Source organism: Ruminococcus sp. NATIVEDY161 (assembly GCF_045819895.1).
Taxonomy (GTDB): Bacteria; Bacillota; Clostridia; order Oscillospirales; family Acutalibacteraceae; genus Ruminococcoides.
This window is the reverse complement of record NZ_CP162392.1, coordinates 471,826-484,632: the sequence shown is the minus strand read 5'-3', so window position 1 is coordinate 484,632 and position 12,807 is coordinate 471,826. Positions and strand designations below refer to the sequence as shown.

The 12,807-nt window shown below is 48.7% G+C and carries 12 protein-coding genes; 6 read left to right on the top strand and 6 right to left on the bottom strand.

The window, feature by feature from the left end; translation table 11 throughout:
• Window positions 1–6: 6 nt before the first annotated feature.
• The 6 genes from AB1I50_RS02340 to AB1I50_RS02315 all read right to left on the bottom strand — a co-directional run bounded on the left by AB1I50_RS02340 (window position 7) and on the right by AB1I50_RS02315 (window position 7,271).
• On the bottom strand, window positions 7–945 hold the full coding sequence (locus AB1I50_RS02340) for a S8 family peptidase (protein ID WP_407724603.1): 939 nt from the start codon (window positions 943–945) through the stop codon (window positions 7–9).
• Between the two features lie 41 nt (window positions 946–986).
• Entirely contained in the window at window positions 987–2,627 is a 1,641-nt protein-coding gene (locus AB1I50_RS02335) for an alpha-amylase family glycosyl hydrolase (RefSeq protein ID WP_407724602.1), read from the bottom strand.
• A gap of 137 nt (window positions 2,628–2,764) precedes the next feature.
• Window positions 2,765–3,832 carry an aspartate carbamoyltransferase gene (pyrB, locus tag AB1I50_RS02330; RefSeq protein ID WP_407724601.1) on the bottom strand — a complete coding sequence of 356 codons (1,068 nt, stop codon included), beginning with the start codon at window positions 3,830–3,832 and terminating at the stop codon, window positions 2,765–2,767.
• Window positions 3,833–3,914: 82 nt separating this feature from the next.
• Window positions 3,915–5,504: an NAD(P)/FAD-dependent oxidoreductase gene (locus AB1I50_RS02325; RefSeq protein WP_407724600.1), complete on the bottom strand. Its 1,590-nt coding sequence runs from the start codon at window positions 5,502–5,504 to the stop codon at window positions 3,915–3,917.
• Window positions 5,501–6,706 carry a BaiN/RdsA family NAD(P)/FAD-dependent oxidoreductase gene (locus tag AB1I50_RS02320; RefSeq protein WP_407724599.1) on the bottom strand — a complete coding sequence of 402 codons (1,206 nt, stop codon included), beginning with the start codon at window positions 6,704–6,706 and terminating at the stop codon, window positions 5,501–5,503. Before AB1I50_RS02320 ends, AB1I50_RS02325 begins: the two co-directional genes overlap by 4 nt.
• Window positions 6,707–6,764: 58 nt before the next feature.
• Window positions 6,765–7,271: a COG2426 family protein gene (locus tag AB1I50_RS02315; RefSeq protein WP_407724598.1), complete on the bottom strand. Its 507-nt coding sequence runs from the start codon at window positions 7,269–7,271 to the stop codon at window positions 6,765–6,767.
• A 157-nt stretch (window positions 7,272–7,428) separates the two neighbouring features.
• On the opposite strand from AB1I50_RS02315, the gene AB1I50_RS02310 reads away from it, so the two are divergent.
• From AB1I50_RS02310 to AB1I50_RS02285, 6 genes are read left to right on the top strand one after another with little or no spacing between them, the layout of a single operon-like run.
• Window positions 7,429–7,929, top strand: a complete 501-nt coding sequence (locus tag AB1I50_RS02310) for a VanZ family protein (RefSeq protein ID WP_407724597.1) — start codon at window positions 7,429–7,431, stop codon at window positions 7,927–7,929.
• A complete protein-coding gene (locus AB1I50_RS02305) occupies window positions 7,916–9,286 on the top strand; it encodes an MATE family efflux transporter (RefSeq protein ID WP_407724596.1) in 1,371 nt (456 codons plus the stop codon). The genes AB1I50_RS02310 and AB1I50_RS02305 overlap by 14 nt, the downstream gene beginning before the upstream one ends.
• Before the next feature lie 55 nt (window positions 9,287–9,341).
• Complete coding sequence (locus AB1I50_RS02300; protein ID WP_407724595.1) at window positions 9,342–9,686, top strand: hypothetical protein; 345 nt, start codon at window positions 9,342–9,344, stop codon at window positions 9,684–9,686.
• Complete coding sequence (locus AB1I50_RS02295) at window positions 9,667–10,275, top strand: site-2 protease family protein (protein ID WP_407724594.1); 609 nt, start codon at window positions 9,667–9,669, stop codon at window positions 10,273–10,275. The genes AB1I50_RS02300 and AB1I50_RS02295 overlap by 20 nt, the downstream gene beginning before the upstream one ends.
• A 10-nt stretch (window positions 10,276–10,285) precedes the next feature.
• Window positions 10,286–12,130 (top strand): TIGR03960 family B12-binding radical SAM protein, encoded by a 1,845-nt coding sequence (locus AB1I50_RS02290; protein WP_407724593.1) that lies wholly within the window; start codon window positions 10,286–10,288, stop codon window positions 12,128–12,130.
• Window positions 12,117–12,779, top strand: coding sequence for a TIGR03936 family radical SAM-associated protein (locus AB1I50_RS02285; protein ID WP_407724592.1), 663 nt, complete (start codon window positions 12,117–12,119; stop codon window positions 12,777–12,779). The genes AB1I50_RS02290 and AB1I50_RS02285 overlap by 14 nt, the downstream gene beginning before the upstream one ends.
• The last annotated feature ends 28 nt before the right edge of the window (window positions 12,780–12,807 follow it).

Genomic DNA, 12,807 nt, shown 5'->3' with positions numbered 1-12,807 from the left:
GCTCTGTTACCGGCTCGGCGGAGTAGCGTTTACGTTAAATTTTGAAAGGTTAATCATACCCCAGCCGTAGGTGTTGTCAAAGCCCTTAGCGCCGAGGTCAACGGAGTACTGCTTTAAAATATCGACAACCTGGTCTTGGTTTAGGTGCTTGCACCAGCTTTTGAGCAACGCTGCGGCTGCTGCGGCGTGGGGAGCGGCAAGGGAAGTACCCGAGTCAACCATCATAAGCCTTTTGTACGGAGCTAAGATTAAAACTCCCGGCAAAGCAAAGTCAACGTCCGCGCCTGTGTTGGCGTTCTCCGCGATTTTGTCGGAGGAATCAACCGAGGTAATTGTCAGCACGTTATCCTTGTTGGCAGGGTAGCGGTCGGCTGTGTCTCCACCCTGATTTCCGGCGGCTGCGACAACAACAACACCCTTGCTAACTGCCTCTTCAATAGCCTCGTCAAGAATGGTAATTGTATGATTAGGATCTTCCGAGCTAAGACTGAGGTTGATAACGTCCGCGTTGTGCTCAACGGCGTAATGAATAGCCTTTGCGACGTTTTTCATATTTCCTCTGCCTGACGCGCCGTTGACCTTCAGCGGCAGAACCTTAACGTTTGACGAGGTGCAGTCGGAGATAACTCCGCTCACCATAGTGCCGTGAAACTCCGAATCGCTGATGTCGGTATTGTTGTCAAGAAAATTGTAGCCGTCGTTTGCGTATCGGTTTTTAAGGTATTTGTTGTCCGTGTTAATTCCCGAGTCGATAACCGCGACCTTGACCTCGGGCAGCTTGCCCTTTTTCTCCAAATTCTTCTGCAAAACGTCAAGCCCCATATGCTTAACGCCCCAGCTCATATAGCCTAAAGCGTAGTTGTTGAGCGATTCGGTGACAAAGACCGGCTCGCTTTTCGCGAACGGAGCAATGACGATGACGGCGGAGAGTATAGCAGCCGTCATTAATGCCTTGATTTTCAGAATAACACCTTGTTTCTGTATTTTTACTTTTTCTTAAATTCCGAAAGCTTTTCTGCCGCGTACTTCTGAATGTCAGCCGCGTCAAGAACATCTACCTGTCCGTCGTCGTTGACGTCACCGACATATTGCTGTCGTTCATCAAGCGTTGTTTTTTCGGACGCGTACTTCTGAACCATAATAGAGTCGAGCACGTCAACGGTTTCGTCGCCGTTAACATCGCCGATAGTTCCGTAGTCCTCAGACTCTCTGTCGTAGATAACCGCTACGGTTTTAGCCTTGACAGTGCCTGAGATTTTGCCGCCCGAAACAGTGTATGTATCGCCGTAAGCCTCGTCGGTGTAGTCGCCGTCGGGCATTGTGACATCTGTGTTAACGGCAAAGTCGGTGTCGCCGTAGTTGATGATTACAACACCCTTTGTACCGCGCTGAACCATAATGTGAGTAAAGTTGCGGTCAATCGCGCCGATTTTGAAGGTTTCGCCAACCATAGCGTTGCGGAAGTGGTTAACAGCCGCAACCTCGGGGTGGTAGTAGTTGCCGTTGCCGGCAGCTCCGATTAAATTGTCGCCCCACTGATTATCCGCGCTGCTGTTGTTGGGACGCGCGTAGAACAGGGGAGTTGTGTCGCCCTTTGCGGCGATAATCGCCCATCCGGTTCTTACCTGCTGATCGTCAATTTGACTGTAGCTGCCGTCGTTGCAGTAGTTGTCGTGGCTCTCAACCCAGGTTACGAGCTTTGTGGGGTCAACGTTGTTAGCTTGATACGCCGTGAGGTTTCTGCTCTGGATTTTGTTGTTAGCGAGAGCGGTGCGCAGGTTTTCGCCGTATGACGAAGCGGTAACGCTCATAAGCTGAGAGTAGTCGGCAATTCTGTCGCCCTGTCCCTGCAAAATCTCGCCGTACTGGAATTCCGCACCGTTGTCGAGGATATTTGTCCAAAAGTCGCTTGCAAAATCCTTGCCGTCCTCGACAGGCTCATTCGGGAGCTCAATGTGCTTTGCCGCGTCGTAGCGGAAACCGTCCGCGCCTGCTTCAAGGCAGTCGTTAAGATAGTTTTTAATCATGGTCTGAATAGACGGATTTGCTGTGTTTAAGTCCCAAAGTCCCGACAGCTTGCCCTGCGTAACTTGATACCTTTTGCTCCAGCTGTTAATTTCAAGCGTGGGGTGGAAGGCATTGGGAATATTCTTAATCTCAGACGAAATCGCGCTGTAGTCGCCCGAGCAGTGGTTTGCCACAACGTCAACAATGATTTTGATTCCGTACTTGTGAGCCTCGGTGCACATATCGCGGAACTCGTCAAGCGTGCCGAGCTGATAGTTGCCGATTGTGTAAAGCGTGGGCTGGTAGTGATAGTACCACTTGCCCCTGCCGTTAAGCTGCATTCCGCCGTTTTCGCCGACCTTGCACTGATTTATAGGCGAGGTCTGAACCGAGGTAAAGCCTGCCTCGGCAATCTGCGGAAGCTGTTCCTTGATTGTCTTGAACGACCAGCACCATGCGTGCAAAATAGCGCCGTCGTGGATTTTGGGCGCAAGGTGGTAATTTTTGGCGGATGTACTGTTGTCCGAAGTTTCAGCTCCCGATACCGAAAAGCTGAACGCTGTCGCGAGCATTAATACCGCAAGCAGTACCGCAAGCGGCTTTCTAAATTTAAATTTCATAATTGTTCCTCCTTATTAGAGATAATATAATTATACCATACTCAGAGGTGATTTTAACGACAAAGTTTTATCATTTTATTTGTGTAAAATTACTAATAAAAAAGGACGGACAACCGTCCGCCCATGGTGTTATAAAATTAATCAATCCGCTTGTCGCAGTAGTCGCACATATGCATACCGAGCTTTTCATAGCTGTAATTAGGCAAATATTCCTCGGTTTGGGTAACGCACTTGGGATTTTTACAGCGGTGCTCGCAAATTTCTCTGTCCCTTACCTTGAGCACAAAGTCCTCGTCCTGCAAAAGCAGAAGGATAAGCGCCATTCTGCCGAACATTCCGTACTGCGCCTGCTTAAAGTACATCGCTCTGGGGTCGTCGTCAATGTCAACGGTAATCTCGTTAACCCTGGGCAGGGGATGAAGGATAATCATATCGTCCCTTGCATTTGCAAGCTTTTCTTTATCGAGCACAAACACGTCCTTTTGCGAGAGGTAATCCTCCTCGCTTTTGAAGCGCTCGCGCTGAATACGAGTCATATACAGCATATCGAGGTCTTTAACCGCGTCGGCAAGGCTGTGTGAGATTGTGTACTTGCAGTTGTGTTTTTCAAGAATATCAATAATATACAGCGGAACGCCGAGCTCGGGAGTTGAGATGAGCGTAAAGGAGTTGTTCTCGTACTTTACAAGCGCCTTAATCAGCGAGTGGACGGTTCTGCCGTTGAGCAAGTCACCGCAAACGCCGATTTTGAGGTTGTCGAGCCTGCCCTTTTCGCAGCTGAGCGTTACAATGTCGGTCAAGGTCTGGGTGGGGTGGAGGTGTCCGCCGTCGCCGCAGTTGATCACGGGGATATCCGAGTACAGAGAAGCCGCCATCGCCGTGCCCTCAACAGGGTGGCGCATAGCGATAATGTCGGCATAGCCGCTGATTACGCTTACGGTGTCCTTCAAGTTTTCGCCCTTAGCTACGGAAGAATTCATCGGATTGTCAAAGCCGATTGTACGTCCGCCGAGCTTAAGCATAGCCGTCTGGAACGACATCTGGGTTCTCGTGCTCGGCTCATAAAATAGAGTAGCGAGAATTTTACCGTCGCAGGCGTGCCTGTAGTCGGCAGGGCTCTGCATAATTTTCTTAGCCTTTTTTACAAGCTTGTCTATCTGAGCGGTTGTCATAGCCTCAATGTCAATCAGGTTTTTGCTGTACATATTTATACCCCCGTTTGTTTTTGCGTTGTGTAGGGGCATTACCCGCCCCTACAATATATTCTATCAAAACATTGGCAATAAATCAATTATTATTTTCAATTACCGCCTCGGCGCACTTTATTCCGTCAACTGCTGCGGAGATTATTCCGCCTGCGTAGCCTGCGCCTTCTCCGCACGGATAAAGACCGTCAAGCGCTATGCTTTGAAGGGTTTTGTTATCCCTGATAATTCTAATCGGTGACGAGCTCCTGGTTTCAAGCCCTGTCAAAACTGCGTCGGGGTTGTCAAAGCCCTTTAGCTTTTTGCCCATATCGGAAATTGCGGTTTTCATATTGTCCGCGACGTATTTAGGCAGGATTTTGTTAAGGTCGGCACATTCGTAAGCAGGCATAATACTCGGCTTTACCGTGCCTAATTTGCCTGAGCTTTCGCCGTTAATAAAGTCCTTTACGGTCTGCACGGGAGCGGTGTAATCGCCGCCGCCGAGCATAAAGGCGGAGCGTTCAAGCTCGCGCTGAAAGTACATTCCGCCGAGCGGAGTTGTGCTGTCGTAGTCCTTCGGCGTTACGCCGACAAGCAAAGCGGCGTTTGAGTTAACTTCACTTCGCGCGAATTCGCTCATACCGTTGGTGCAGAGCATATTTTCCTCGCTCGAAGCGTTGACGACCTTTCCGCCCGGGCACATACAAAATGTGTAAGCGCCTCTGCCGTCCGCGGTGCGCGTGTTCAGCTTGTAATAAGCCGCGCCGAGGGCTTTGCTGCCTGCGAATTTACCATACTGGCTCTTGTCGATTTCTTCTCTGAGGTGTTCAATTCTCGCGCCTACCGAGAACGCCTTGGCTTCAATCGGGAGCTTTTTACTGTTGAGCATTTCAAACGTATCGCGAGCGCTGTGACCGATTGCGAGAATAACGCTGTTTGTTTCGATTATCTCGTTCTTGCCTTTCTTTTCGACCGTCACCGAGGTAACTTTTCCGCCGTTTTGGTTAATGTCCGTCAGCTTTGCTTCAAACATCACCGTGCCGCCGAGGGCGATAATTTCCTCGCGGATATTCTTGACAGTGATTTTGAGCTTGTCCGTACCGATATGCGGCTTTGCGTTGTAGAGGATTTCCTCAGGCGCACCGTGGCTGACAAATTCATTAAGCACCTTGCGCTGACGGCTGTCCTTTGTGCCGGTGTTGAGCTTGCCGTCCGAGAATGTTCCTGCGCCGCCCTCACCGAACTGAACGTTTGAGCTTGTGTTTAGCCTGCCGCCGTTCCAAAATTCATTCACGTCGGCGGTGCGGCTGTCAACGTCCTTGCCGCGTTCAATCAAAATCGGCTTTGCGCCGCTCTGAGCGAGGATTAACGCCGCGAAAAGTCCTGCAGGTCCCGCGCCGACAACAAGCGGAGAAATTGTGCCCTTCCATTCGGGAACGGTGTAGCTGTAGGGCTCGGTTTTAACGGCGTTTTTGCACTTTTTAAGCGCTGTATTTTCATTTGAATAAAGCTCAATGTCCACCGAGCAAAGGAAGTAGATATTGTCCTTTTTGCGCGCGTCAACCGAACGCCTGAAAAGGCTCAGGGTCCCTATGTCGCTGTCCTTAATTTTCAGCTCACGGCATAGCTTTTTTCTGAGTGTATCGTCGTTGTAGCTAAGGGGGATGTGCAGATTGTTAACTCTTATCATAAGCTTTCCCCCGCGATAATACCGCTTGCAAACGCAAAGTGCAGGTTATATCCGCCGCATTCGCCGCAAACGTCAATGGCTTCTCCGCAGATGTACAGGTTATTAACGCGCCTGCTCTGCATGGTTTTGCCGTCAATTTCGTTTCCCTTAACTCCGCCGAGGGCGCACTGCGCCTGCTCAAAGCCTGCGTTGCCCGTGACGGTGAAGGTCATATTTTTAGCTGTTTTTACAAGCGCGTTTAGCTCGTTTTCGGTCAAGTCGGAAATATTCTTGTTAAGCTCGATTTTGCTCGTTTTAATTACAGCCTGAGCAAGCCTTTTTTGAAGAATACCCGTGAAGATATTTTCGGCTGTGAGGTTTGCAAACAGCTTTTTATTATTAAGTAAATGCGCATATAATTCTTTTTCAGAAATATAATCAGCTAAATCAAGGCTGATTTTATCGCCTTTTTCGGCGTAAAGAGAGAGATTGAACACACAAATACCCGACAGCGCGCCGTCCGCAAACTGAACCTCGCCGCTTTCGGCTTTAATTTCCTTGCCGTTTCGGCTGAGAGTTACCTTTGCCGCAGCGCGTAAGCCCTTGAGCGATTTGATAACGCCTGCGTCCACCTTGATTGGGCAGAGCGCAGGGGAGAAGGGCAGGGCGGTATGACCGAGGTTCTTTAGGTAATCGCTCGCGGAAGCGCTTCCGCCGAGCTTGGGAGACGCCTTAGAGCCGCAGCAGATTACAAGCTTGTCCGCGGTAATCACACCGTCCGCGGTCTTTACCGTAAAGCCGTTTTGCCTGCTTATGCTGTGAATATTCTGCTTGCAGAGTATCGTTACGCCGAGCCTTTCGGCGTTGAAGCGCAGTACGTCGAGCACCGAGCTTGCCTGCTTGCTGACAGGATAATACCTGCCCTCGCTGTCGCAGAAGGTCAGCAGACCGAGGTTTTTAAAGTACGACAAAAGCTTGTCCGTATCGTACCTTTTAAGCACGTCCGCAAGTCCGTCAAACGTGCCCTTGTATTTATCGGCAGCGACGTTTTTGTTTGTCAGGTTGCACCTGCCGTTGCCGGTAGATAGCAGCTTTTTGCCGACTCTGTCGTTTTTTTCGATTATCGCGATATTCAGCTTTGAATTTTTAAGCTTTGCGGCAACCGCGCACATCAAGCCCGAGGCTCCGCCGCCGATAATAACCGCGTCAAATTGCATTTTCATATTTCACCTGTCACACCTGTCAAATTAAAAGGCAGCGTTATGCTGCCCTTAATCTTTATTACGCCTTTGGTGCGAGCAGCGAGAAAATTCCGCCTGCGCCCATGCTTACCGCAAGGCTTGCCGCGCCCATGATAATTCCTGCGATTACAACGCCGCACATTACGGCGATTACGCTCTTTTTAAAGCCCATATCCAAAAAGCTTGCCGCAAGCGTTCCTGTCCATGCGCCTGTGCCGGGAAGGGGAATTCCTACGAACAGCATAAGCGCGATAAACAGACCTCTGCCTGCCTTAGCCTGAAGCTTTTTGCCGCCTTTTTCACCCTTGTTGTAGCACCAGGTAAAGAACTTGCCGATATATTTTTTGTCCTTACCCCAGATAAGAACCTTTCTCGCAAAGAAGTAAATCAGCGGAACAGGGAGCATATTGCCGATTACGCAGACAACATATGCCCAGAAAAGCTGCCAGCCTTCCATACCCATACCGACCGCGACGGGGATTGCGCCTCTGAGCTCGACAATCGGAACCATTGAAATTAAGAATATAATAAGATACTTAACAAACATAGAATTCTCCTTGTAATTTTATCCTTGGATAGTATAGCAGAATTTGTCACATTTTTCAATATCGAAAACTTAAAATTTGGGGCATAATATTGAAATACTTTTATACTCATTGACATTATTATATTTTGAGATACAATATAATATGGGGAGTGATGAAATGGGGTCGAGGCGTACAGGAAAAGTTTTCAGAGCCGTTGTTTTTGCGCTTACGGCGTTTATGATTGGCTTTGCCTTTGTACATTCGTCAATGTCCGCCGCGGCTTCTTCGGTAGAGAGCGCCGAAGCGCTTGATTTTATCACGCAGATTTTCCGCAGTCTCGGCTTTTCAATCGAGATGACCGACCATATCATCAGGAAGCTCGCGCATTTTTCCGAGTTTACCGTAATCGGCGGTCTCCTTACAAGCTGCGCGTACTCCTTTGACCGCTTTAAGCCGTACAGATATATTTTTGCGGTGCTGTTTACAGGGCTTTTTACCGCGGTTATTGATGAATTTATTCAGCTTTTTTCGGACGGACGCTCCGGAGAGATTGTCGATGTTTTGCTCGACTTTTCGGGAGTTGTAACGGGAACGCTGATAATGCTTTTGTTTTACAAAATTTACATAAATATTCGTACAAAAAGTAAGAGGGATAAAAAAGAGAATGGGACAGACTAAAGAGGTTATTAAAGAGAACAAAATGGGCACTATGCCCGTAACAAAGCTGATTTTTACAATGTCGCTGCCTGCGATTTTGTCAATGACGATTTTGGCGATGTACAACGTTGTAGACAGCATTTTTATCGGCAATTACAGTCAAAAGGGACTTACGGCGATGTCGCTTGTATATCCCTTGCAGCTCGTGCTGATTTCGGTTTCGGTCGGCACGGCGGTCGGCGTTAACTCGCTTGTATCGCGTAAGCTGGGCGAAAAGCAGTTTGAGCAGGCAAATTCCGCGGCGACTCACGGACTAATCACGTGCTTTTTCTCATACGCCCTGTTTTTGATACTCGGAATTTTCTCGGTAAGGCCGTTTATGATCCTGTTTTCAACCGACGCCGAGACCGTGCAGTACGGCGTTGATTACCTGACAATCGTGCTGTGTCTGTCGCTGTTTTCAATAATTCAGGTAATGATTGAAAAGACCTTGCAGGCTACGGGAAATATGATATACCCGATGCTGTTCCAAATGGTCGGCGCTGTGGTCAATATCATCTTCGATCCTCTGCTGATTTTCGGCGTGGGATTTTTCCCGGAGATGGGCGTTGCAGGTGCGGCGATCGCGACTGTATTCGGTCAGTTCTGCGGAATGTTGTTCGCGGTAATCGTGCTCTTTACCAAAACACACGAGGTCAAAATCACCTTCAAGGGCTTTAAACTCAGCGCAAACGTTCTAAAGCAGATTTACGCTGTCGGCTTCCCTTCAATTATTATGCAGTCAATCAGCGCTATTATGACGCTTGGACTTAACGCGATATTTACCGCTAACAATTCGGCTGCGTCGGTCACCGTTTTGGGCGTTTATTTCAAGCTGCAAAGCTTTGTGTTTATGCCGTGCTTTGGCCTTAACCAGGGCGTTTTGCCTGTGCTCGGCTACAACTACGGCGCGAGGAACAAAAAGAGGGTTTACTCAACCTTAAAGGTCGGTATCACCGTCGCCGTGTCGATTATGGCGGCAGGCGTGCTGTTGATGTGGCTTATCCCCGACAAGCTTATTTCGCTGTTCGGCGGCGACCAAAGCCTGATGAACGCAGGCGTTCCGGCGTTCAGAATTATCAGCCTGTGCTTTATCCCTGCGGCGGTCAGCATTATTCTTATCACGCTGTTTCAGGCGACAGGCAAGGGCTTTAGAGGATTGTTTATCTCCTTTGCGCGTCAGCTTGTAGTGCTCCTTCCCGTGGCATATCTGCTGTCGGCAGTAATCGGCGTGGACGCGGTATGGTACGCCTTCCCGATTGCAGAGGCGGTAGCGCTGGTAATCGCGTTGCTGTTCTTTGTTAACCTCGTCAGGAACGATTTTAAGAAATTGCAGTAAATTTAATATCTTAACACCAAGCCTCGGCGCATATATATGTACCGAGGTGATTTTTTTGGAAGAAAAAATTTTGTATGATGAGAACTGGCAGAACGTGACTTCTCCCGAGTACCCTGTTTTGAACGAAAGGGAAGAAACCCCTGCTCAAAAGCCCGAAAACCCCGAGCCTAAGCTGATAAATATCCCAAAGCAGTATTTGCTGACCTTTCAGCTTGTAGTCTGCATTTTGGCAGGAATTGGTGCTTTCACGCTTAAAAGCATAGGCGGAGAAACCTACGAAACAATCCGCGATTGGTATTACTCCGAGCTCAACAACACCGCGGTTTTTGATAACAACAGCGGCTTTGACTTAAATCTTTTGCTCGGCAGGTCTACGCCCGATGAAGCTGAAAATAGCTAAAATAAAAATCGAAATCTCCTTCACGCTTATCTGCATAGCAGGGATTTGCGTAATTTTGGGCATAACAAGCGGATTCGTCTGGTGCGCGGCAGCGGTATTAATTCACGAGCTCGGGCACTTGCTTATGATGATAAAGCTCGGCTTTTTGCCCGAGAAAATCAAAATCTCAGCCTTTGAAATAAAAATTTTCGACTCAAAAAGGCAGTCGCGGAGCGAAAAACAGAACTTTTTTATAATTTTTTCGGGCCCTGCTGTTAATTTTATTTGTTTTATTCCATTTTATCTGTTATACTTATTAGGTAACGAAAATTTTCTGCCGTTCGCGCTGGCAAATCTATCGGTGGGATTGTTCAACAGTCTGCCTGTTTTGTCGCTCGACGGCGGACAGATAATTTTCATCTTGCTGAAACGGCGCTTAAACCCTGCAAGGGCTGAAAAAATCGTCGATATCATAACTCTCATCACGATTTTTCCGCTTGCGGTATTGGGTTTTGCGGTGCTGTTCAAGTCAAAATATAATTTTTCGCTGTTATTTATATGCGCGTATCTCATCATTTCGCTTGTCACGCGCTCTGACAGATACATATGACGGAGGATTTATGGTAAGCAGGGAAGTAGAAAAGCTTTTGCTAAAGGTTCAAAAGCCCGGTCGGTACGTCGGGGGAGAGCTCAACGAGGTTATTAAGGACAAAAAGGACGTCGACGTCCGCTTTGCGTTTTGTTTTCCCGACACGTACGAGGTCGGAATGTCGCACCTCGGAATGAAAATTTTATACAGCCTTTTCAACTCGCGCGATTATATCTGGTGCGAGCGCGTCTTTGCGCCTTGGGTTGATATGGAGGAGCTGATGGTGCAGAACAATATTCCGCTCTACGCCCTCGAAAGCGGAGATCCGATTTCCGACTTTGATTTCATCGGCTTTACTCTCCAGTACGAGCTGAGCTTTACAAATATGCTCAATATGCTGAAGCTCGGAAACGTGCCGGTTAAATCTTCCGACAGGACTGAGCTTAAAAATATTGTAGTTGCCGGAGGCCCCTGCGCCTGCAACCCCGAGCCGATTGCCGATTTTGTCGATTTGTTCTTCATCGGTGAGGGCGAGGAGGTTGACCTTGAAGTAATAGATTTGTTCCGCGAGTGCCGTAAGCAGGGCAAGACCAAGCAGGAGTTTTTGGAGCTCTGCGCACAGATTGAGGGCGTGTACGTTCCGTCGCTCTACGACGTCGAGTATAACGCCGACGGCACAATTAAGAGCTTTACGCCGAAAAACGGCGCTCCGGCGGTAATTCACAAGCGGCTTATGAGAAAAATGGACGAGTCGTACTACCCAGACAACTTTGTTGTTCCGCTCGTTGAGATTGTCCACGACAGAGCCGTTCAGGAGATTTTCAGGGGATGTATACGCGGATGCCGTTTTTGTCAGGCAGGCTTTATCTACCGTCCTGTCCGCGAAAAATCTCCCGAAACTATCAACGCCCAGTGCAAGGCGTTGTGCGAAAACACAGGCTATGACGAGGTGTCTTTATCCTCGCTTAGCTCGAGCGACTACAGCCAAATCGTTCCCCTGCTCGAAAAGCTGACAGGCTGGTGCAAGGACGAAAAGGTCAGCATTTCTCTGCCGTCTTTGCGCGTTGACGGCTTCACCGACGAGATAATGGACAGAATCAAAACCGTGCGCAAAAGCGGACTTACCTTCGCTCCCGAGGCAGGAAGCCAGCGTATGCGCGACGTTATCAATAAAAACGTAAAGCACGAGGAGCTTATGCAGACCTGCGCCACCGCGTTTGCAGGCGGTTGGACTACCGTTAAGCTCTACTTTATGATAGGCTTGCCCACCGAGACTATGGACGACGTTGCGGACATCGCAAACCTCGGACAAGCCGTTGTAGATACCTACTACCAAACGCCGAACCGAGTTAAAGGCAGGTCGGTGAGCGTTACGGTTTCGGCTTCGTCATTCGTGCCCAAGCCGTTTACGCCCTTCCAGTGGGAACCTCAGGACACTATTCCCCTGCTCCACGAAAAGCAGGAGCACATCAAGGAGAGCATTACAACCAAGAAAATCCGTTTTAATTACCACGACGCCGACACCAGCTTTTTGGAGGCGGTGTTCGCAAGGGGAGACCGCAAGCTCAACAAGGTTATGGAGCTTGCCTGCGAAAGGGGCTTCCACTTTGACGGCTGGAACGACTGCTTCAGCCTTGAAAAATGGCTCGAGCTGTTCGAGAAGTGCGGAATCGATCCTGCGTTTTACGCAAACCGCCGCCGCTCCTTTGACGAAATTTTACCGTGGGATCACATCGACTACGGAGTTACAAAGTCATTCTTAAAGAAAGAGTGCGAAAAAGCGTATCAAAACACCACAACGCCCCACTGCCGTGAAAAATGCAGCGGCTGCGGCGCGGCAAAATACGGGGAGGGAGTCTGCTTTGAAAAACGTTAGAATTTGGTTTGTCAAGGATTTTGAATGCAGGTATATTTCTCACCTCGACCTAAACCGCACAATGCTCCGCGCCCTTCACAAAAGCAAGCTGCCCATTTGGCACACCGAGGGCTTTAATCCCCATCCCTTCGCGACCTTTCCTTTACCGCTTTCGCTCGGGTTCAGGGGAATTAACGAGTGTATGGACGTCAAGTTAGAGGATGATAATTATTCTTTGAAAGAAATAATACCCAAGCTCAACGCATGCTTACCGCGCGGAATAAGGGTGTTTGACGCAACCGAAGCCGTAATGAAGGCAGGCAAGGTCGCCTTTGCCTCGTTCACAATTAAAATCAGCGGAGATACTGTTCCGTCAAGCCTGATTTGCCGGCAAATAAATGAGCTTATGGGCGAGGAAAAAATCGAGCTTGAAAAAAAGACAAAGAAAAAGGGATTTAAAACCGTTGATATCAAGCCCGGAATAAAGAGCTTTGAGCTGACAGAAAAATTCGATTACGCCGAGCTCAACGTTGTCCTCTCCGCAGGAAGCAGCGACAACGTAAACCCCAATTTGCTTATAACCGCGCTCCAAAACAAAACCGGTGCGGAGTATGATATTGACATTACAAGAAACGATTTGTTCGACGCGGATATGCGTCCGTTCAGATAGGCGGTGCTTATGTTTGAGTTTACAATCA

Excerpts from the sequence above, each read along its gene's own strand:
- AB1I50_RS02290 (WP_407724593.1), top strand. The coding sequence starts at position 10,286 with ATGGTAAGCAGGGAAGTAGAAAAGCTTTTGCTAAAGGTTCAAAAGCCC.
- AB1I50_RS02325 (WP_407724600.1), bottom strand. The coding sequence starts at position 5,504 with ATGATAAGAGTTAACAATCTGCACATCCCCCTTAGCTACAACGACGAT.
- AB1I50_RS02340 (WP_407724603.1), bottom strand. The coding sequence starts at position 945 with ATGACGGCTGCTATACTCTCCGCCGTCATCGTCATTGCTCCGTTCGCG.
- AB1I50_RS02335 (WP_407724602.1), bottom strand. The coding sequence starts at position 2,627 with ATGAAATTTAAATTTAGAAAGCCGCTTGCGGTACTGCTTGCGGTATTA.
- AB1I50_RS02305 (WP_407724596.1), top strand. The coding sequence starts at position 7,916 with ATGGGACAGACTAAAGAGGTTATTAAAGAGAACAAAATGGGCACTATG.
- AB1I50_RS02315 (WP_407724598.1), bottom strand. The coding sequence starts at position 7,271 with ATGTTTGTTAAGTATCTTATTATATTCTTAATTTCAATGGTTCCGATT.
- pyrB (WP_407724601.1), bottom strand. The coding sequence starts at position 3,832 with ATGTACAGCAAAAACCTGATTGACATTGAGGCTATGACAACCGCTCAG.
- AB1I50_RS02310 (WP_407724597.1), top strand. The coding sequence starts at position 7,429 with ATGGGGTCGAGGCGTACAGGAAAAGTTTTCAGAGCCGTTGTTTTTGCG.
- AB1I50_RS02320 (WP_407724599.1), bottom strand. The coding sequence starts at position 6,706 with ATGAAAATGCAATTTGACGCGGTTATTATCGGCGGCGGAGCCTCGGGC.
- AB1I50_RS02295 (WP_407724594.1), top strand. The coding sequence starts at position 9,667 with ATGAAGCTGAAAATAGCTAAAATAAAAATCGAAATCTCCTTCACGCTT.